The organism is Shinella curvata (assembly GCF_022899935.1).
In the GTDB taxonomy this organism is placed as follows: Bacteria; Pseudomonadota; Alphaproteobacteria; order Rhizobiales; family Rhizobiaceae; genus Shinella; species Shinella curvata.
The window spans coordinates 1-17,680 of record NZ_JALJCJ010000003.1 but is presented as its reverse complement, the minus strand read 5'-3'; the positions used below and the strand labels follow the sequence as shown (position 1 = coordinate 17,680).

General features: G+C 61.3%; 22 protein-coding genes. 16 read left to right on the top strand and 6 right to left on the bottom strand.

Annotation, left to right across the window (positions count from 1 at the left end):
• The first annotated feature begins 15 nt into the window (after positions 1-15).
• The 3 genes from MUU55_RS11650 (at position 16) to MUU55_RS11640 (ending at position 3,825) form a co-directional block, all read left to right on the top strand.
• The gene (locus MUU55_RS11650; RefSeq protein WP_244760941.1) at positions 16-1,512 is read left to right on the top strand and encodes a CoA-acylating methylmalonate-semialdehyde dehydrogenase; all 1,497 of its coding nucleotides are present in this window, start codon (positions 16-18) and stop codon (positions 1,510-1,512) included.
• Positions 1,513-1,652: 140 nt separating this feature from the next.
• Positions 1,653-2,744, top strand: a complete 1,092-nt coding sequence (locus tag MUU55_RS11645; RefSeq protein ID WP_244760940.1) for a YjgN family protein — start codon at positions 1,653-1,655, stop codon at positions 2,742-2,744.
• Positions 2,734-3,825 (top strand): M48 family metallopeptidase, encoded by a 1,092-nt coding sequence (locus tag MUU55_RS11640; protein ID WP_244760939.1) that lies wholly within the window; start codon positions 2,734-2,736, stop codon positions 3,823-3,825. Before MUU55_RS11645 ends, MUU55_RS11640 begins: the two co-directional genes overlap by 11 nt.
• Before the next feature lie 255 nt (positions 3,826-4,080).
• Here MUU55_RS11640 and MUU55_RS11635 read toward each other — a convergent pair whose 3' ends face one another.
• Positions 4,081-5,124: a Fe(3+) ABC transporter substrate-binding protein gene (locus tag MUU55_RS11635; RefSeq protein ID WP_244760938.1), complete on the bottom strand. Its 1,044-nt coding sequence runs from the start codon at positions 5,122-5,124 to the stop codon at positions 4,081-4,083.
• 180 nt (positions 5,125-5,304) lie between these two features.
• Between MUU55_RS11635 and rirA the strand changes: the two genes are divergently transcribed.
• Positions 5,305-5,769, top strand: a complete 465-nt coding sequence (rirA, locus tag MUU55_RS11630; RefSeq protein WP_244760937.1) for an iron-responsive transcriptional regulator RirA — start codon at positions 5,305-5,307, stop codon at positions 5,767-5,769.
• Positions 5,770-5,817: 48 nt separating this feature from the next.
• On the opposite strand, the gene MUU55_RS11625 is transcribed toward rirA, so the two are convergent.
• A complete protein-coding gene (locus MUU55_RS11625; protein ID WP_244760936.1) occupies positions 5,818-6,225 on the bottom strand; it encodes a response regulator in 408 nt (135 codons plus the stop codon).
• A gap of 123 nt (positions 6,226-6,348) precedes the next feature.
• Positions 6,349-7,062: a helix-turn-helix transcriptional regulator gene (locus MUU55_RS11620; protein ID WP_244760935.1), complete on the bottom strand. Its 714-nt coding sequence runs from the start codon at positions 7,060-7,062 to the stop codon at positions 6,349-6,351.
• 493 nt (positions 7,063-7,555) lie between these two features.
• On the opposite strand from MUU55_RS11620, the gene MUU55_RS11615 reads away from it, so the two are divergent.
• The 7 genes from MUU55_RS11615 (at position 7,556) to MUU55_RS11585 (ending at position 13,852) form a co-directional block, all read left to right on the top strand.
• A complete protein-coding gene (locus tag MUU55_RS11615) occupies positions 7,556-9,151 on the top strand; it encodes an ABC transporter substrate-binding protein (RefSeq protein ID WP_244760934.1) in 1,596 nt (531 codons plus the stop codon).
• Positions 9,152-9,254: 103 nt separating this feature from the next.
• Positions 9,255-10,259 (top strand): ABC transporter permease subunit, encoded by a 1,005-nt coding sequence (locus MUU55_RS11610; RefSeq protein ID WP_244760933.1) that lies wholly within the window; start codon positions 9,255-9,257, stop codon positions 10,257-10,259.
• A gap of 10 nt (positions 10,260-10,269) precedes the next feature.
• Positions 10,270-11,178, top strand: coding sequence for an ABC transporter permease subunit (locus tag MUU55_RS11605; protein WP_244760932.1), 909 nt, complete (start codon positions 10,270-10,272; stop codon positions 11,176-11,178).
• Entirely contained in the window at positions 11,178-12,032 is an 855-nt protein-coding gene (locus MUU55_RS11600) for an ABC transporter ATP-binding protein (protein ID WP_244760931.1), read from the top strand. Before MUU55_RS11605 ends, MUU55_RS11600 begins: the two co-directional genes overlap by 1 nt.
• Positions 12,029-12,859, top strand: a complete 831-nt coding sequence (locus tag MUU55_RS11595) for a dipeptide ABC transporter ATP-binding protein (RefSeq protein WP_244760930.1) — start codon at positions 12,029-12,031, stop codon at positions 12,857-12,859. Before MUU55_RS11600 ends, MUU55_RS11595 begins: the two co-directional genes overlap by 4 nt.
• 11 nt (positions 12,860-12,870) lie before the next feature.
• Complete coding sequence (locus MUU55_RS11590) at positions 12,871-13,386, top strand: gluconokinase (protein WP_244760929.1); 516 nt, start codon at positions 12,871-12,873, stop codon at positions 13,384-13,386.
• Positions 13,387-13,507: 121 nt separating this feature from the next.
• On the top strand, positions 13,508-13,852 hold the full coding sequence (locus MUU55_RS11585) for a RidA family protein (RefSeq protein WP_244760928.1): 345 nt from the start codon (positions 13,508-13,510) through the stop codon (positions 13,850-13,852).
• A gap of 50 nt (positions 13,853-13,902) precedes the next feature.
• Here the strand turns inward: MUU55_RS11585 and MUU55_RS11580 are convergent, their stop codons facing one another.
• Positions 13,903-14,703: a response regulator gene (locus tag MUU55_RS11580; RefSeq protein WP_244760927.1), complete on the bottom strand. Its 801-nt coding sequence runs from the start codon at positions 14,701-14,703 to the stop codon at positions 13,903-13,905.
• A gap of 149 nt (positions 14,704-14,852) precedes the next feature.
• On the opposite strand from MUU55_RS11580, the gene MUU55_RS11575 reads away from it, so the two are divergent.
• Positions 14,853-15,050, top strand: a complete 198-nt coding sequence (locus tag MUU55_RS11575) for a NepR family anti-sigma factor (protein ID WP_244760926.1) — start codon at positions 14,853-14,855, stop codon at positions 15,048-15,050.
• A gap of 76 nt (positions 15,051-15,126) precedes the next feature.
• Here the strand turns inward: MUU55_RS11575 and MUU55_RS11570 are convergent, their stop codons facing one another.
• Together MUU55_RS11570 and MUU55_RS11565 are read right to left on the bottom strand one after the other, a co-directional pair.
• Positions 15,127-15,387 (bottom strand): YMGG-like glycine zipper-containing protein, encoded by a 261-nt coding sequence (locus MUU55_RS11570; RefSeq protein WP_244760925.1) that lies wholly within the window; start codon positions 15,385-15,387, stop codon positions 15,127-15,129.
• Between the two features lie 28 nt (positions 15,388-15,415).
• Complete coding sequence (locus MUU55_RS11565; RefSeq protein ID WP_244760924.1) at positions 15,416-15,571, bottom strand: DUF3309 family protein; 156 nt, start codon at positions 15,569-15,571, stop codon at positions 15,416-15,418.
• Between the two features lie 178 nt (positions 15,572-15,749).
• On the opposite strand from MUU55_RS11565, the gene MUU55_RS11560 reads away from it, so the two are divergent.
• From MUU55_RS11560 to MUU55_RS11545, 4 genes are all read left to right on the top strand, one after another.
• Positions 15,750-16,088, top strand: coding sequence for a hypothetical protein (locus tag MUU55_RS11560; RefSeq protein ID WP_244760923.1), 339 nt, complete (start codon positions 15,750-15,752; stop codon positions 16,086-16,088).
• Positions 16,089-16,168: 80 nt separating this feature from the next.
• On the top strand, positions 16,169-16,366 hold the full coding sequence (locus MUU55_RS11555) for a CsbD family protein (protein ID WP_244760922.1): 198 nt from the start codon (positions 16,169-16,171) through the stop codon (positions 16,364-16,366).
• A 172-nt stretch (positions 16,367-16,538) separates the two neighbouring features.
• A complete protein-coding gene (locus MUU55_RS11550; protein ID WP_117368344.1) occupies positions 16,539-16,706 on the top strand; it encodes a DUF1328 domain-containing protein in 168 nt (55 codons plus the stop codon).
• A gap of 131 nt (positions 16,707-16,837) precedes the next feature.
• Entirely contained in the window at positions 16,838-17,338 is a 501-nt protein-coding gene (locus tag MUU55_RS11545; RefSeq protein ID WP_244760921.1) for a TIGR00645 family protein, read from the top strand.
• The last annotated feature ends 342 nt before the right edge of the window (positions 17,339-17,680 follow it).

The window sequence follows — 17,680 nt, the reverse complement described above, 5'->3', positions numbered from 1 at the left end:
ACGGAGGACTCCCCAATGTACCAGATCGGCCATTTCATTCACGGCAAGCAGGTGCCCGGCACCAGCGGCCGCACCGCCAATGTGTTCAACCCGGCAACGGGTGAAGTTCAGGCGCAGGTCGCGCTTGCCAATGACGCCGATCTGCAGGCCGCCATCGACAGCGCGCTTTCCGCGCAGCCGAAGTGGGCCGCCACCAACCCGCAGCGCCGTGCCCGCGTCTTCATGAAGTTCGTCGAACTCCTGAACACGCACATGGACGAGCTGGCCGTGCTGATCTCGAAGGAGCACGGCAAGACGGTCGAGGACTCGAAGGGCGACGTCATCCGCGGCCTGGAAGTCTGCGAATTCGTCATCGGCATCCCGCATCTCATGAAGAGCGAATTCACCGAAGGCGCCGGCCCGAACATCGACATGTATTCGATCCGCCAGCCGGTCGGCATCGGTGCGGGCATCACGCCGTTCAACTTCCCGGGCATGATCCCGATGTGGATGTTTGCGCCCGCCATCGCCTGCGGCAACGCCTTCATCCTGAAGCCTTCCGAGCGCGACCCGTCGCTCCCGATCCGCCTTGCCGAACTGATGATCGAAGCCGGTCTGCCGGCAGGCATCCTCAATGTCGTCAACGGTGACAAGGGTGCGGTCGACGGCATCCTGGCGCATCCGGACATCGCTGCCGTTTCCTTCGTCGGCTCCACGCCGATCGCCCGCTACGTCTACGGCACGGCTGCCTCAAACGGCAAGCGCGCCCAGTGCTTCGGCGGCGCCAAGAACCACATGATCATCATGCCCGACGCCGACCTCGACCAGGCCGCCAATGCCCTGATGGGCGCCGGCTACGGCTCGGCCGGCGAGCGCTGCATGGCGATCTCGGTTGCCGTTCCGGTCGGTGAGGAAACCGCAAACCGCCTCATCGAAAAGCTCACTCCGATGATCGAGAGCCTGCGCATCGGCCCGTACACCGATGACAAGGCCGACATGGGCCCCGTCGTCACCAAGGAAGCCCAGACGCGCATCCTCAGCCTCATCGACAAGGGCGTCGAGGAAGGCGCCAATCTTGTCGTCGATGGCCGCGGCTTCAAGCTGCAGGGCTACGAGGACGGCTATTTCGTCGGCGGCTGCCTGTTCGACAACGTCACGCCGGATATGGACATCTACAAGACCGAAATCTTCGGTCCGGTTCTCTCGGTCGTTCGCGCCAAGAACTACGAGGAAGCGCTCGATCTGCCGATGAAGCACGAATACGGCAACGGCGTCGCGATCTACACCCGCGACGGTGATGCGGCCCGCGACTTCGCCAGCCGCATCAACATCGGCATGGTCGGCGTCAACGTTCCGATTCCGGTTCCGCTCGCCTACCACTCCTTCGGTGGCTGGAAGTCCTCATCCTTCGGCGACCTGAACCAGCACGGCACGGATTCCATCAAGTTCTGGACCCGCACCAAGACCGTGACGAGCCGCTGGCCGTCGGGCATCAAGGACGGCGCCGAGTTCGTCATGCCGACGATGAAGTGATCCTCCCGAAGGATTGACCAAGGAAAGGGCTCCCCGGCGGGAGCCCTTTTGCATTGTCAGTTTTTTGTGCTTTGCGAAGAATAGGCCGCAAGTGCGGTTCGTTACTCCCTCGTGCTTTTTGTATTTTGAAGGGGGCAACCATGTCTTTGGCAGGATCGCCGCAACCCGCAGGGCAGGCGGGCGGCTTTCATCGCGTTACATTTACCGGCCGCGCGTCGGAATATTTCGGCATCTGGATCGTCAACGTTCTCCTGACGATCCTGACGATCGGCATCTATTCCGCCTGGGCGAAGGTCCGGCGCAACCGCTATTTCTTCGGCAATACCGTGCTGCTCGGCCGGTCCTTCGAGTATCATGCGAGGGGGCTGCAGATCCTCATCGGCCGTCTCATCGTTCTCGGCGGCTTCATCGTGCTGAACGTCATCGCCGCCGTCCTGCCGGTCCTCGTTCTCCTGCCGACACTGGCCGTGCTGATCGCGCTGCCGTGGCTCGTCGCCAAGGGGCTGCGCTTCAGCGCGCGTGTCACGAGCTATCGGAATGTGCGCTTCGATTTCGTCGGCGGTGCGGGCGGGGCCTTCAAGGCCTTCATTCTTGGCGGTTTTCTGGCCATCATCACGCTCGGCATCCTCACGCCGCTCGCCAGCCGTTGGGTTTCGCGCTATATCGGCACGAACCTGCGCTACGGTGGCAAGGCCTTCGATACGGACCCGAAACTCGGCCCGCTCTACAAGTCCTGGTTCCTGTCGTTCCTGATCGCCATCGTCGGCCTCGGCATCGTCGCCCTTCTGGTCGTCGCGAACCTCTCGCTCATCCTGCCGATGATCGAGACACCCGGCTCGCTGACGCCAGAACAGCAGATCCCGCTCGTGATCAGCGCTGTCATCGGCTACATCGTGCTCTTCGCGACGATGGGCATTGCCGGCCTGTTCTACAGGGCGGGCGTGCGCAACATCGCCTGGTCGGCGGCAACCTTCGACGGCAAACACCAGCTGATGAGCGACCTGTCGCGCACCCGCTACACCTGGATCGCCATCAGCAACGTCATCGTCACGCTTCTCACCTTCGGTCTGATGCGACCCTGGGCGGCGGTGCGCATGGCGCGCTATACCTGGGAACACACAGGCGTTACCTTCATCGGCGACGTCGGCGAGCTGTTCAGCACGCTGGAGGCTCAAGGGTCGGCCGTCGGGGCAGAGTTCATGGACTTTGAAGGTTTCGACTTTGGCTTCTGAGAATGCAACCACCACCGGCGGGGCCATCGCCAATGGCGACTGGCATCCCGCCGGCTCCAGCCGCTCGGTCGAGGCGCGCCTCATCGAGCGTGCCGGAGAGGTCGCCGCGCTGTCGTCGGGGGCTGACAAGCCGCTCGCCGGCGCGGGCCTTTCCTGGATCGAGATTTCCAGCCGCGTCGGCTCCATCCCGCGCCGGGTGACCTTTCCCGATGGTTCGGTCTTCGAGACCTGGGACAATGACGGCATCGACCGCTTTCTTGCGGCGCGCGGCAAGGGCGGGGCAGGGTTGGTGCACTGGCTGGAGCAGTTCCGCCTGCGCCTCATCGTCATCGTGCTCGCGGCCTTCGTGCTCGGCGGCATGGTCTATCGCTGGGGCGTGCCGGCGCTGGTCGAGGTTGCCATCCTCACCACGCCGCCGATCGTGCCTGAACTGATGTCGCAGGGCACGCTGCAGACACTCGACACGACGACTTTTTCGCCGACCAAGCTCTCCGAGGACAAGCGCAAGGAGATATCCGACGGCTTTGCGCGCATCGCCGCCCAGTCGCCGCGCGGGGCCGGCGCCTATACTCTGAATTTCCGCGATGGCGGCTTCATCGGGCCGAATGCCTTCGCGCTGCCGGATGGCACGCTCGTCGTCACCGATCAGCTCGTCGAGATGGCCGGCAAGGACACGGAGATGGTCGTCGGCGTGCTGGCGCACGAGATCGGCCATGTCGAACTCGAGCATAGCCTGCGGCAGCTCTACCGCGCCGCCGGCATGACGGGTCTCATCATGCTGATCGCCGGCGATGTCGGCTCCAGCGTCGAGGACGTGCTGGTGCAAGGCGGCGGTCTTCTCGCACTCTCCTATTCGCGCGATGCCGAGAGCGCGGCCGACCGCCGCTCGGTCGAGCTGATGGCCAAGGCCGGCTACGACCCGACGGCGATCGCCCGCTTCTTCACGCTGCTGGAGGAAAAGCTCGGCGACAAGTCGGATACCAATATTCTCTCCACGCATCCCGGCACGCCGCAGCGCAAGAAGGAGATCACGGATTACGCCCGGATCATCTCCGGCCAGTCGGATCCGGATTTGCAGTAGGAGAGATGGCGGCCCTGGTGCTGTTTGGTGTTTCTTTGCCTCCCACCCCTCTGTCGTCATCCTCGGGGCAAGACCGAGGATGACGACAGAGGGGTGGGAGCTTGAGGCGGGGAAGCAGGCTTGTGGCCAGGAGCTTCGGGGACCTGAAGCGAGGACACCGCCGGGTCCACCAGCGACAGGATCCGCTAAGCGCGACAAATGAAAACGGCGGCCCTAAAGCCGCCGTTTCCGTGTTTGCCTTGGGAGGCCAGGGTATTACTGCGACGGGCCGTCGTTGTAGCCGACCTTGTCGACCAGCTCGGATGCCTTCTTGCGGTTGGCCGCGATGTCGACGAGGGGCAGCGTGTCGGCCTTCAGCGTGCCGAAGGACTTGACGACCGCGGAGGGCTCGGCACCCGGCAGGACCGGATATTCGTAGACCTGCTCGGCATAGATCTGCTGCGCGTTGCCGGCCGACAGGAATTCCATCAGCTTTACCGCGTTGTCCTTGTTCGGGGCGTTCTTGGCCATGGCCATGCCGGAGACGTTGACATGGGAGCCGCGGTCGTTGGCATTCGGGAAGAGCACCTTGATGGCGGCCGCCCATTCCTTCTGCTCCGGCTCCTTCTCGTTGGTCTGCATGAGGCCGACATAGTAGGAGTTGCCGAGCGCGAGATCGCATTCGCCGGCGAGGATAGCCTTCGCCTGATCGCGATCGCCGCCGTCCGGCTTGCGTGCGAGATTGTTCTTGAGGCCGGTCAGCCACTTCTCGGCTTCGGCTTCGCCATGGTGGGCGATCATGGAGGCGGTGAGGCCGACATTGTAGGAATGCTGGCCGTCGCGCGTGCAGATCTTGCCCTTCCATTTCGGGTCGGCAAGTTCCTCATAGGTGATCTCGTTCTGTGCGACCCGGTCCTTGGAGGCATAGACGACACGCGAGCGGGTGGTCAGGCCGAACCAGTTGCCGTCGGGGTCGCGATACTGCGAGGGGATATCCTTGTTGATGACATCGCTTGCGACCGGCTGCGTCACGCCGCCGTCCTTGGCTTCGGTGAGGCGCGAGATATCGACCGTCAGGATGACGTCTGCTGGCGAATTGGCGCCTTCGGCCTGGATGCGTTCCACGAGACCCTTGTCGAGGAAGAGCACATTCGTGGTGATGCCGGTTTCCTTGGTGAATTCATCGAGCAGCGGCTTGATCAGGTCCGGCTGCCGATAGGAATAGATGTTGACTTCACCGTTTGCAAAAGCAGGCGCGGCAACGGCCAGGCCGACGGTCGAGAGGGCAAGGGTGGCGAGAGACGTCTTAAGCAGTTGCATCGGGTCCTCCTGGTGCAATTTAATCTTTACTGCCAAAGTCGTCTTTATCGGCTTGCCCCTTCCAGTCAACCGTGCGACCACTGCCATAACATGAATGTGATTTTCCGCTTTTTGGAATTGTTCTAAATCTCGATCTGTCCTATATGTGATGGAACCTCAAAATCGGATTCGGAGTTCCCGATGCGTCTGACGAAACAAACCAACTATGCCGTGCGCATGTTGATGTACTGCGCGGCGAATGGTGAAAAGCTCAGCCGCATCCCCGAAATCGCCCGGGCCTATGGGGTCTCCGAACTGTTCCTGTTCAAGATCCTCCAGCCGCTGACCCGCGCCGGCATCATCGAGACGGTTCGCGGCCGCAACGGCGGCGTGCGTCTGCCGAAGCCGGCAAGCGAGATCACCCTGTTCGACGTCGTGCGTGTAACGGAGGATTCCTTCGCCATGGCCGAATGTTTCGAGGCGGGTGAAGTCGAGTGCCCGCTGGTCGATAGCTGCGGGCTCAATTCTGCGCTGCGCAAGGCGCTCAACGCCTTCTTCGAAGTGCTGCAGCAGTACACGATCGACGATCTCGTCAAGGCGCGCCCGCAGATCGGCCTGCTGCTTGGCCTGGAGACCGCGCCGATCGTGCAGCAGCCGGCGGCCTGACGCCGGCTTTCGCCGGTTCAGCTTTTAAAGCGGGCACGTCGCGTACGGTTACTCCCCGGCGCTGACGTCCCGCTTTACATATTCCTGCAGAATGAATTCGATGGCCGTCGGGTCGAGTTCGGCCTTGTCGATGCGGAAGTCGACGCCGTAGTCGTCGATCTTCTGGAAATAGGCGTCGCTGATCGACGACGAGATGACGCCGACCGGTCCGATATAGCCGTTGCGGCGCAGTTCCGGCACGGTCTCGCGGAAGTCCGCCTGCGGCTGGAGCCGATTGTCCATCAGGATCATGTCCAGCGGCCCGCCGCTTGCCCGGATGAAATCCAGCGCACCCTCTACCGTTTCGACATAATGCAGCGTGATCGCATAGCTGGCGACCTTGCGCATCAGCGCGCTGAGGATGACGTTTTCCGCGGGATCGTCATCGACGAGCAGGATATGCACGGGTGCTGTCATGGCGGTAGGTGAACCTGATTGCATTGAACGAATGGGCCGCGCCCGAGATTACTGTCATCCAGCCCGTGCGCATTAACAAGTCCCTAACTCTACTATCGCAGCGTTACGAGCCTGTTTGTGTGGTTACTGTATGATCTGTTCGCGGATCGCCTTGGCCACCATCTGCGTGCGGTTGACCACATCGAGCTTCTTCAGGATCGTCGCCGTGTGCGAATTCACCGTGTGCTCGGAGACCGATACGATGAGGGCGATCTCGCTTGCGGTCTTGCCGTAGGAAATCCAGCGCAGGATTTCCGTCTCGCGGGGGGTCAAGCCCATGCCCGCCTTGTTGGCGAGCACCTGGCGGTGGAAATAGTCGAAGGCGCAATTGGCCTCGTAGCAGATTTCGTAGTGCTCGTTGCGGGCAATGTCGTCCCCGTCGCCGAGGAAGAGCACCACGTAGCGCATGCCGTTCACTGAATGCACTGGAATGGACAGCGCCATGTCGAAGCCGATCTGGTCGAGAAAATCGGAGCCGTCGCGCGAACCGTTCTCGAAATGATCGGCGCTGCGCCAGACGGTCGAGATCGTCGACTTGTAGAAGCTCTTGAAGAGGGTTGAATCGTTGAGGCGGTGGCGCTTGTCATAGGCTTCCGCCAGCCCTGCCGGCAGATCGTGCAGCATCAGGCGCATCGCGAGCTGGCTCGTCTCGTGCTCATTGGTGAGCTGCAGCACGCCGAAATGCTCGAAGTCGTAGCGCAGCGCCATGGTGTGAAATATGCGAAAGAAGTCTACGCGATTGAGAGCCTTCTCAAGATCGCCTTCGAAATCGTATCGCCGGTAATGTCTGTTCAACACGGGCACGTGGTCTCCACCCCCAGAATCCACAAAGGGAATCTAGCGTCGCAATCTCTGGCGGCAAAGGGCTTTGCCCGACAATTTCGCGATGGGAGAGGGATATTTTTGCGGAAAAATAGCCAAGCCTTTGGAAACAAAGGCTGAAAACGAAAGTGAGGCTGCCCTTTTCTTTTTTGCCTCATTCCGCCGCCACGGAGTGAAGCAGAAAAGGGCAGCCCCTCTTGCCTCGTTGTCCTGATATGACACGCGCCCTGCGTCGCCGCTATCAGGGGTGGTGGGGATTGACCGGGTGACGGTGCTGATTCGTTCCGCTTTTAAAGCGGTTTCGAATGCTGTGGAGAATAAAGTTCTGCAGATTTTTCCGATTGGACAAATTTGTTTGCGGACTTATTGCAATCGAGCGGCAAATGTCGTTCCATCCGCGCAAGCCGGGGCTGGAAATGCACCCGAGCTCGCAACAAGAGAACAAAAAAGCAAACCTGGGAAGCTCACTATGAAAAAGCTGACTACTCTTCTCGCGGCGACGGCGGTCGTCTCGCTGATGTCGACGGCCGCCTGGTCGAAGACCTTCGTTTATTGCTCGGAAGCGTCGCCGGAAGGCTTTGACCCCGGTCTCTACACGGGCGGCCAGACCTTCGATGCCGCAGCCCACACGGTTTACAACCGCCTGGTGGAGTTCAAGCGCGGCACGACCGAACTGGAGCCTGCGCTGGCTGAGAGCTGGGAAATTTCTGCCGACGGCAAGGAATATACCTTCAAGCTGCGCAAGGGCGTGAAGTTCCAGACGACCGAATATTTCACACCGTCGCGTGAGCTGAACGCCGACGACGTGATCTTCTCCTTCGAGCGCCAGTACAAGGCCGACAATCCGTGGAACAAGTACGTTCCGGGCGCCTCCTGGGAATACTTCGCCGGCATGGGCCTGCCTGATGTCATCGACAAGATCGAAAAGGTCGACGACCTGACGGTCAAGATCACGCTGAAGCGCCCGGAAGCGCCGCTGCTCGCCAACCTCGGCATGCCCTTCATCTCGATCGTCTCGAAGGAATATGCCGACAAGCTGCAGGCTGACGGCAAGATGGAGCTGATGAACCAGCAGCCGCTGGGCACTGGTCCGTTCACCTTCGTCGCCTACCAGCCGGATGCCGCCATCCGCTACAAGGCCAACCCGGACTACTGGGGCGGCGCGCAGAAGATCGACGACCTCGTCTTCGCAATCACGACCGACGCTGCCGTTCGCGCGCAGAAGCTGAAGGCCGGCGAATGCCACCTGATGTCCTACCCGAACGCCGCCGATGTCGCCGAGCTGAAGGCTGATCCGAACCTGCACGTTTCCGAGCAGGCCGGCCTGAACGTCGCCTACCTCGCCTACAACACGCTGGTTCCGCCGTTCGACAAGGTCGAGGTCCGCAAGGCCCTCAACATGGCCGTCAACCGCCAGGCCATCGTCGACGCCGTCTTCCAGGGTGCGGCAACCGTTGCCAAGAACCCGATCCCGCCGACCATGTGGTCGTACAACGATGCCGTCGAAGACGACAAGTACGATCCGGATGCGGCCAAGAAGATGCTCGAAGACGCCGGCGTCAAGGATCTCAAGATGAAGATCTGGGCGATGCCGGTTGCCCGTCCGTATATGCTGAACGCCCGTCGCGCAGCTGAACTGATGCAGGCCGACCTCGCCAAGATCGGCGTTACCGCCGAGATCGTCTCCTACGAATGGGCCGAATACCTGAAGCTCTCGTCTGCCAAAGACCGCGACGGCGCGGCCATCCTCGGCTGGACGGGCGACAACGGCGACCCGGACAACTTCCTTGACACCCTGCTCGGTTGCGATGCCGTCGGCGGCAACAACCGTGCACAGTGGTGCAACAAGGAATTCGACGACCTGATGACGAAGGCGAAGGAAACCTCCGACGTCGCAGAACGCACCAAGCTCTATGAAGAGGCCCAGATCATCTTCAAGCGCGAAGCGCCCTGGAACACCCTCGACCACTCGCTTGCCGTCGTTCCGATGAGCAAGAAGGTCTCGGGCTTCGTCCAGTCGCCGCTCGGTGACTTCGTCTTCGACGGCGTGGACATTGCCGAGTAATATCGGTTAATACGACGACCGCACGCCGCCAAGAGCGTGCTATGGCCGGCGGCTCGAAGACATTCGGGCCGCCGGTTTTTCAAAAAAGAAGGGATTGGCTCCCATGTTGCGCTTTATCTTCGGACGGCTTGCCGTCCTGATACCCACGTTTATCGGGGTATCGTTGATCGCGTTCTCCTTCATTCGACTTCTGCCGGGCGATCCGGTCATGCTGATGTCGGGTGAACGCGTGATGTCGCCGGAACGGCACACCGAGCTCATGCACCAGCTCGGCCTCGACCGGCCCATGTACGTCCAGTATTTCGATTATCTCGGCGGTCTCGTGACAGGCGACTTCGGTTCGTCGATCGTGACCAAGCGGCCGGTGCTGGACGACTTCCTGCAGCTCTTCCCGGCAACGCTTGAACTGGCGCTCTGCGCGATCATCGTCGCGGTTCTGCTCGGCATTCCGGCTGGCGTGCTTGCCGCTGTGAAACGGGGGACCTGGCTCGACCAGTCGATCATGGGCGTCGCGCTCATCGGCTATTCGATGCCGATCTTCTGGTGGGGCCTGCTGCTCATCATCTTTTTCTCCGGCTATCTCGGCTGGACGCCGGTCTCGGGACGCATCTCGCTGATGTATTTCTTCCCGCAGGTCACCGGCTTTATGCTGATCGATAGCCTGATCTCCGGACAGGCCGGCGCCTTCAAGTCGGCGGTAACCTACCTGATCCTGCCGACCATCGTGCTTGCGACGATCCCGCTTGCGGTCATCGCGCGCCAGACGCGCTCGGCCATGCTCGAGGTGCTCGGCGAAGACTATGTCCGCACCGCGCGCGCCAAGGGTCTCTCGCCGTTCCGCGTCATCGGCGTGCATGCGCTGCGCAATGCGATGATCCCCGTCATCACGACGATCGGCCTGCAGGTCGGCGTGCTGCTCGCGGGCGCCATCCTCACCGAGACGATCTTCTCCTGGCCGGGCATCGGCAAGTGGATGGTCGATAGCGTCTTCAAGCGTGACTATGCCGTGGTGCAGGGTGGCCTGATGCTGATCGCCGCCGTCATCATGATCGTCAATCTCGTGGTCGACCTGCTTTACGGCTGGATCAACCCGCGCATCCGGCACTAGGAGACGGCCCATGAGCACTGTTCAAAACACGGCCGAAACCAAGACGGTTGGTTCGCCGCCGTCGGGCCTTTCCGAATTCTGGTTCTACTTCTCGCGCAACAAGGGCGCCGTCATCGGCCTCTTCGTGTTCCTGATCATTCTGTTTGTCGCTGTCTTCGCGCCCTTCGTGGCGCCGCACAATCCGAGCGCCCAGAACCGCGAACTCCTTCTCATGCCGACCATCTTCCAGGAAGGCGGCAGCTGGGGGCACATTCTCGGGACCGACGCCGTCGGCCGCGACATCCTCTCGCGCCTTATCTACGGCGCGCGATTCTCGCTCTTCATCGGTCTCGTCGTAGTGACGCTGTCGGTGGTCTCGGGCGTGCTGATCGGTCTGGTCGCCGGCTATTTCCGCGGCAAGGTCGATACGTTCATCATGCGCATCATGGATATCATCCTGGCGTTTCCCTCGCTGCTGCTGGCGCTCGTGCTGGTGGCTGTGCTGGGGCCGGGGCTGGTCAACGCCATGATCGCCATCTCGCTCGTCAACCAGCCGCATTTCGTGCGCCTGACGCGTGCGGCTGTGATGACCGAAAAGTCGAAGGATTATGTCGTCGGTTCGAAGGTTGCAGGCGCCGGTACCATGCGCCTGATGTTCCTGACGATCCTGCCGAACTGCCTGGCACCGCTGATCGTTCAGGCGACGCTCGCCTTCTCGGCGGCGATCCTCGATGCGGCGGCCCTCGGCTTCCTCGGCATGGGCGCCCAACCGCCGACGCCGGAATGGGGCACGATGCTGGCCGAAGCGCGTGAATTCATCCAGCGCGCCTGGTGGGTCGTGACCTTCCCCGGCCTTGCCATCCTCATCACCGTGCTTGCCATCAACCTCATGGGTGACGGCCTGCGCGACGCCCTCGATCCCAAACTGAAGAGGTCGTGATGTCGCTTCTCGAAATCAAAAACCTCACCGTCGAATTCCAGACGGCCTCCGGCCCCTTCCGGGCGGTGGATGGTGTATCCCTGAAGGTCGACGAGGGCGAAGTCCTTGCCATCGTCGGTGAATCCGGTTCGGGCAAGTCCGTCTCCATGCTCGCAGCCATGGGCCTTCTGCCCTGGACGGCGAAGGTGACGGCCGACGTGCTGACCTTCAACGGCCGCGACATGCAGGCCATGTCGGACAGCGACCGTCGCAAGATCATCGGCAAGGATATTGCCATGATCTTCCAGGAGCCTATCGCCAGCCTCAATCCGTGCTTCACGGTTGGCTTCCAGATCGAGGAAGTGCTGCGCATCCACACGGATCTGGGCCGCAAGGCGCGGCGTGACCGGGCCATCGAACTCTTCCAGTCGGTCGGTATTCCGAACCCGGAAGAGCGCCTCGGCCACTTCCCGCACCAGATGTCGGGCGGCCAGTGCCAGCGTGTGATGATCGCCACCGCTCTGGCCTGCAACCCGAAGCTTCTGATCGCCGACGAGCCGACCACCGCGCTCGACGTGACGATCCAGAAGCAGATCCTGGATCTTCTCATGAAGCTTCAGGACGAGCACGGCATGGGCCTCATCATCATCACCCATGACATGGGCGTCGTCGCCGAGACCGCCGATCGCGTGATCGTGCAGTACAAGGGCCGGCAGATCGAGCAGGCCGATGTGCTCTCGCTCTTCTCCGAACCCAAGAGCGTCTATACCAAGGCGCTGCTTGCCGCCTTGCCGGAAAATGCCACCGGCGGCCGTCTGCCGACGATCACCGAAAAGCTGACCGACGCCGAGATTTTTGCGGGAGCCGTTCGATGACCCCAGTTCTCGAAGCAAAGAACCTCAAGCGCGACTACCATATTCCCGGTAGTCTCCTGAAACCTGCCAAGACCGTTCACGCCGTCAAGGGCGTGAGCTTCAAGGTCGAGCAGGGCAAGACACTCGCCATCGTCGGCGAAAGCGGCTGCGGCAAATCCACCGTTGCCCGTATGGTCACGATGATCGATCCGATCACGTCAGGCGAAATGCTGATCGATGGCCGCAAGGTCGACATCGCCAGCGAGCCGCTGACGTCCGAAATGCGCAGCAAGGTGCAGATCGTCTTCCAGAACCCCTATGGTTCGCTCAATCCGCGCAAGAAGATCGGCGATATCCTCACGGAACCGCTGGTCATCAACACGAAGGTGCCGGCAGACGAGCGGCGCGACCGCGCCATGGCCATGTTGAAGAAGGTGGGCCTGGAAGAGAAGCATTACGGGCGTTACCCGCATATGTTCTCCGGCGGCCAGCGCCAGCGCGTGGCGATTGCCCGTGCGCTGATGCTCAATCCGCGCCTTCTGGTGCTCGACGAGCCGGTTTCCGCACTCGATCTTTCGGTGCAGGCCCAGGTGCTGAACCTGCTTGCCGACCTGCAGGACGAGTTCCAGCTGACCTACGTCTTCATCAGCCACGACCTCTCGGTCGTGCGCCACATCGCCAATGATGTGATGGTGATGTATTTCGGTGAGGCCGTGGAGTACGGCAGCCGCGACCAGGTCTTCGAAGACCCGCAGCACAGCTATACGAAAACCCTCTTCGCCGCGACGCCCCGCGTCGATGTGGACGCCATCCGCGCCCGCGTCGAACGCCGCAAGCGCGTCGCCTGAGGTTTGACGCGATGACGAACGCCCGCGCGATCGTCGTCATGGGCGTTTCCGGTTGCGGCAAGACCTCGGTCGCCGAGGGCCTTGCCGCAGCCCTTCCCGCCGCCTTCATCGAGGGCGATAGCCTGCACCCCGCCGCAAATGTAGAGAAGATGTCGAAGGGCATCGCGCTCGACGACGCGGACCGCTGGCCTTGGCTCGACATTATCGGTCGCGCTCTCTCCGACGCGCTCGCGCAGGACGAGAGCATCGTCATTTCCTGTTCGGCCCTGAAAAAAATCTATCGCGACCATCTGCGCGCCGCCGCCGGTGGCAACCTTTCCTTTGTCTTCCTCAAAGGGAGCCGCGAGCTTCTTCTAGGCCGCATGACCGCCCGGCGCGGCCACTTCATGCCGGCGAGCCTTCTCGACAGCCAGCTCGCGACGCTGGAGGATCCCACCGGCGAGCCCGGCGTTGTGACCGTTGATATCGATGCGTCCATCCAGCAGATCGTCGATGGCGCGCGCGAGCAGCTTGCCGCTGGCGCGTAATCGGCGGCGGAATTTGCGCATGACCACTGGCGCCCAGCCCTTCCGCCCCCTATAGACGACGGGCCTGCCGGCAATTGCTTGCGGGTTTCCCGAGAGATCTTCGACCTGACAGGAACGACACATGGACATCAAACGCTTTGAAACCGGCCCCCGCATGAGCGGCGCCGTCGTGCACAATGGCACCGTATATCTGGCCGGTCAGGTCGGTCAGGCCGGCTCCGACGTGACCGAGCAGACCAAGCAGGCACTGGCCGAAGTCGATCGCCTTCTGGCGCTGGCCGGCACGGACAAGACCCGCATCCTCTCCACCCAGATCTGGCTTGCCGACATGGCGGACTTTCCGAAGATGAACGCCGTCTGGGACGCCTGGGTGCCGCAGGGCCATACGCCCGCCCGCGCCACCGGTGAATCCAAGCTCGCGACGCCGGATTACCTGGTCGAAGTCATCGTCGTCGCTGCGCTCTGAGCATAGGCACACGACAGAAATGAAAAGGCCCGCTTTCGCGGGCCTTTTTGTTATGCGGACTTTGCCAGCCTTGCCTGTTCGTCGAAGAACAGCGCCTGACTGATCAGTGCCTTCACCATATCGGGGTTGAACGGCTTGGTGACTAGGAAGGCGGGTTCCGGCTTTTCGCCGGTCAGGAGCCGCTCGGGGAAAGCGGTGATGAAGATCACCGGAATCGTGCTGTTCTTCAGGATGTCGTTGACCGCATCGATGCCCGACGAGCCATCGGCAAGCTGGATATCGGCCAGCACCATGCGCGGCGCGGTGCGGTGGTAAAGCTCGACCGCCTCCGAGTGGGTGCGCGCGATGCCCGTCACATTGTGACCCAGACCCTTCACCATGTCCTCGATGTCCATGGCGATCAGCGGCTCGTCCTCGATGATCATGATATCGGTCGCGACCTGGCTGGAAATGTCGCGCGAAGCTTGATCGAGCAGTTCGCCGAAATGCTCTTCCGAAACATCGAGGATGTCGGCGCCCTCGGCGATGTCGAATCCTTCGACGGCAACGAGCAGGAAGGCCTTGCGCTCGGCTGGTGGCAGGTTGGCGAGATTTGCGGCAGCCTGACGTTCCCAGCCGAAGGGCGAGGTGTTTTCCGGCAGTGTCACATCAAGGTTCTCGAAGAGTGTGCAATAGAGCCTGTAAAGCGCGATCCGGTCGCTACGCCCTGCCGGATAAAGCGAGATATCGGCAACGAGCGCTTCCAGCATGGCGGCCACATAAGCGTCGCCGGACGTCTGGGATCCCGTGACGGCACGGGAAAAACGCCTGAGATAGGCGAGATGCGGTGCGATACGGGTGGAAAGTGACATGGAGTTCTCCCTGAATATGTTCCGCATCGGAACCGTTTCCGCTAGAGTTCATTGTGCGGAAACCTATTGGTAGCATGCTAAATCTGACTTGCTATTGGGAATTTCGGGCAAAAGGAAGATAGCGGGCGGCACGCGATGGAAACAAGAGCATGATCGAGCCCAGCAAAGACAAGAGACGTGGCAGCGGCAACGCCCCCGCCAAGGCTGCCTTTGACCCGAACGGTCCGGTTGGCCGGAAGCTGAAATCCTTCTACGACGTCATCGAAACCGAGCCCGTCCCGGATCGGCTGCTCGATCTCCTGGAAAAGCTCGATGAAGCCGAGCGGAAAGCCAGCGGCGATCCCTGAACGCATTCGATATTCCCTGCCTACAACGTGAAGAAACGGGCCTGGAGGCCCGTTTCGTTTTTCAATGCCTTACCGGTTAACGGCAACGGGCCTCGTAGCGGCGACCATGACGGTCGCGGTAGATGCAGTATCCACTGCGATCCGAGCGGGCGATGAGGTACCCGGCGGCCCCGCCCACGGCGGCACCCACGAGCGCTCCGCCTGCACGGCCCGTTACGGCACCGCCGATGATCGCCCCGGACGCTGCGCCGATCGCGGTGCCGCGTTCGGTCTGGCTGCACGCGGTAAGCGTCACCGTGGACGCGACGAGGGCAAGCGCGATGATGGTGTTCTTCATGGTTCCGGCTCCTGGCTGGCTCTGGTTGTCAGATGCGTCCCATCAGGACAAGGACGAGGAGGATGAGGACGATCAGGCCCAGCCCGCCCGACGGGCCATAGCCCCAACCCCGGCTGTATCCCCAGTTCGGTAGCGCACCGACGAGGAGAAGGATGAGAATGATGAGAAGAATGGTGCCGAGCATCTGCGCTTCCTTTCACGTCCGCTTCGCAATCGAGCGATGGCCCGAAAACGGTTCGGCGCGCAATTTGTTCCCGAAAATGTGACAGGCGCGCCATTCGCCACCGGCGGAACCTTTTTGCCTGTCTCTCCATTTTCCGGCCGTCAGATGCATGCGCAAACCGATGATCAGGGAGAGTGAAATGGAACACATCGCCGCATTCATGCTTCTCATCGGCTGCAACGCCGGCAGCCTTTCCTGCGAGGAGCTTCCCGCGCCGCAGGTCGCTTTCGAATCCATGGAAGAGTGCGTGGGCGCCCTGCCGGTCGCACTCGGTGGGGCCGGCGCCAAGGGGCGCATTGTGCATGCCCGCTGTGCCGCCATCGATCCGGCCTGGGTCGAGGAGGATGTCGAGATCAGCTGGCGCATGAGCCGCGAAAAAGGGCTGGAGATCGAGATCCGCGAGACTGCACCTCCGGCGGATGGCATGCTCGTCGCCGAAAATGCGCATCCGGCAGAGGTTGCCGCGCGCCTGCACTGAAAATCCTGGAACATTTCCCGGGGTGCAGGATTTCTCTTACCGTCAACGCCACGCGTTCAACGAACAGAAAGGACAGCGACATGAATTGGGACATCATCGAAGGCAAGTGGAATGAATACAAGGGCAAGGCCCAGGCTCAGTGGGGCAAGCTCACCGATGACGATCTCGACGTGATCAACGGTCGCCGGGTCGAGCTTTCGGGCAAGATTCAGCAGCGTTACGGCCTCGCCAAGGAGGAGGCCGAGCGGCAGATCGACGACTGGGAGCGCCGCCACTAGGCAGGCCGCCAACCGCGTAAATCTCCGCTCATACCGCCGTAGCCGAAAGGCCGCGGCGGTATCGTTTTGTGAAGAAGAAAAAACACTGCCGATGTCTTTCTTTACCGCAGGCGAACCGGAACCTTTTTCAACGCCGGCCGTTTCTCCTGCGATATAAAGAAGGAGTTCAAAAATGCTCTACTATGCTGTGGTCTTTCTCGTCATTGCTCTGGTCGCCGGCCTGCTCGGCTTCGGCGGCATCGCCGGCGCTTCCGCCGGTATTGCGCAGATCCTGTTCTTCGTCTTCCTGGCCCTTCTGGTCCTGTCGCTTGTCGCGGGCCTGTTCCGCCGGGCGCGATAAGACGGATTTCATCCCCTGACAAAAGGGCGGCGTTTCAACGCCGCCCTTTTTCTGTACGCCGCTTGGTCTTGCGGGCGACATGGGCATTGGTTAATCAACCATTGACTAGCCGAATCCCTGGAGCCTTTCAGATGAAATCCCTCGAACTCTTCGTCGAACGCATCATCCTGTCGAGCCGATGGATCCTCGTGGTCTTCTATCTCGGTCTCGTCGCCGCGCTCGCCGTCTATGCCGTGTCGTTTCTCTACAAGTTCCTCAAGGTGGCAAAGAACGTCTTCGTCTATGACGATGCGCAGATGATCCTTGCCATGCTCGGCCTGATCGACGCCGCGCTGGTCGCAAGCCTCATCCTGATGGTGATGATCGCCGGCTACGAAAATTTCGTCAGCCGTTTCGACGAGGCGGAGCAGGATGTCTCCTTCCTCGGCAAGCTCGATTCCGGCAGCCTGAAGATCAAGGTCGCCTCGTCCATCGTGGCGATCTCGTCGATCCACCTGCTGCAGGTCTTCCTCAATGTGCAGCAATATACCGACGGCCGCCTGATGTGGCTGACGCTGATGCACCTGGCCTTCGTCGTCTCGGCCGTGCTGCTCGGTTTTCTTGAGCAGATCATGGGCAAGCTGAAGGGCTGATCCATCGCGAAAGCGAAAAGGGAAGGGCGCCGCGGAGATCCGCTGGCGCACTTTTTTGTCCGCCCTGAGTCAAGCGAAAGATTGCCGGTGTCCCCGACATTCTCGTTATGCACCGGGCCGTTTGGGTGTTTTCACAGGGGAGGGAAGGCGTTCCGGTATGTAGGTACCGCATGGCGAGCGTTTCGTGCGATGATTTCCCGGTCGAAAGGGGCATTCTGGCCCAGTTCAATCCGAGGAACTTAAAATACTCCAACAAAATCAATCCCTTGTCGATTTTCTCTTTTTTTATGAAATCGGCTGTTGACGCCCAGAATGAGTGGGCCTATAACCCGGCCATCGAAC

Excerpts from the sequence above, each read along its gene's own strand:
- MUU55_RS11650 (WP_244760941.1), top strand. The coding sequence starts at position 16 with ATGTACCAGATCGGCCATTTCATTCACGGCAAGCAGGTGCCCGGCACC.
- MUU55_RS11645 (WP_244760940.1), top strand. The coding sequence starts at position 1,653 with ATGTCTTTGGCAGGATCGCCGCAACCCGCAGGGCAGGCGGGCGGCTTT.
- MUU55_RS11635 (WP_244760938.1), bottom strand. The coding sequence starts at position 5,124 with ATGCAACTGCTTAAGACGTCTCTCGCCACCCTTGCCCTCTCGACCGTC.
- rirA (WP_244760937.1), top strand. The coding sequence starts at position 5,305 with ATGCGTCTGACGAAACAAACCAACTATGCCGTGCGCATGTTGATGTAC.
- MUU55_RS11625 (WP_244760936.1), bottom strand. The coding sequence starts at position 6,225 with ATGACAGCACCCGTGCATATCCTGCTCGTCGATGACGATCCCGCGGAA.
- MUU55_RS11615 (WP_244760934.1), top strand. The coding sequence starts at position 7,556 with ATGAAAAAGCTGACTACTCTTCTCGCGGCGACGGCGGTCGTCTCGCTG.
- MUU55_RS11610 (WP_244760933.1), top strand. The coding sequence starts at position 9,255 with ATGTTGCGCTTTATCTTCGGACGGCTTGCCGTCCTGATACCCACGTTT.
- MUU55_RS11605 (WP_244760932.1), top strand. The coding sequence starts at position 10,270 with ATGAGCACTGTTCAAAACACGGCCGAAACCAAGACGGTTGGTTCGCCG.
- MUU55_RS11600 (WP_244760931.1), top strand. The coding sequence starts at position 11,178 with ATGTCGCTTCTCGAAATCAAAAACCTCACCGTCGAATTCCAGACGGCC.
- MUU55_RS11595 (WP_244760930.1), top strand. The coding sequence starts at position 12,029 with ATGACCCCAGTTCTCGAAGCAAAGAACCTCAAGCGCGACTACCATATT.
- MUU55_RS11590 (WP_244760929.1), top strand. The coding sequence starts at position 12,871 with ATGACGAACGCCCGCGCGATCGTCGTCATGGGCGTTTCCGGTTGCGGC.
- MUU55_RS11585 (WP_244760928.1), top strand. The coding sequence starts at position 13,508 with ATGGACATCAAACGCTTTGAAACCGGCCCCCGCATGAGCGGCGCCGTC.
- MUU55_RS11580 (WP_244760927.1), bottom strand. The coding sequence starts at position 14,703 with ATGTCACTTTCCACCCGTATCGCACCGCATCTCGCCTATCTCAGGCGT.
- MUU55_RS11575 (WP_244760926.1), top strand. The coding sequence starts at position 14,853 with ATGATCGAGCCCAGCAAAGACAAGAGACGTGGCAGCGGCAACGCCCCC.
- MUU55_RS11570 (WP_244760925.1), bottom strand. The coding sequence starts at position 15,387 with ATGAAGAACACCATCATCGCGCTTGCCCTCGTCGCGTCCACGGTGACG.
- MUU55_RS11565 (WP_244760924.1), bottom strand. The coding sequence starts at position 15,571 with ATGCTCGGCACCATTCTTCTCATCATTCTCATCCTTCTCCTCGTCGGT.
- MUU55_RS11560 (WP_244760923.1), top strand. The coding sequence starts at position 15,750 with ATGGAACACATCGCCGCATTCATGCTTCTCATCGGCTGCAACGCCGGC.
- MUU55_RS11555 (WP_244760922.1), top strand. The coding sequence starts at position 16,169 with ATGAATTGGGACATCATCGAAGGCAAGTGGAATGAATACAAGGGCAAG.
- MUU55_RS11550 (WP_117368344.1), top strand. The coding sequence starts at position 16,539 with ATGCTCTACTATGCTGTGGTCTTTCTCGTCATTGCTCTGGTCGCCGGC.
- MUU55_RS11545 (WP_244760921.1), top strand. The coding sequence starts at position 16,838 with ATGAAATCCCTCGAACTCTTCGTCGAACGCATCATCCTGTCGAGCCGA.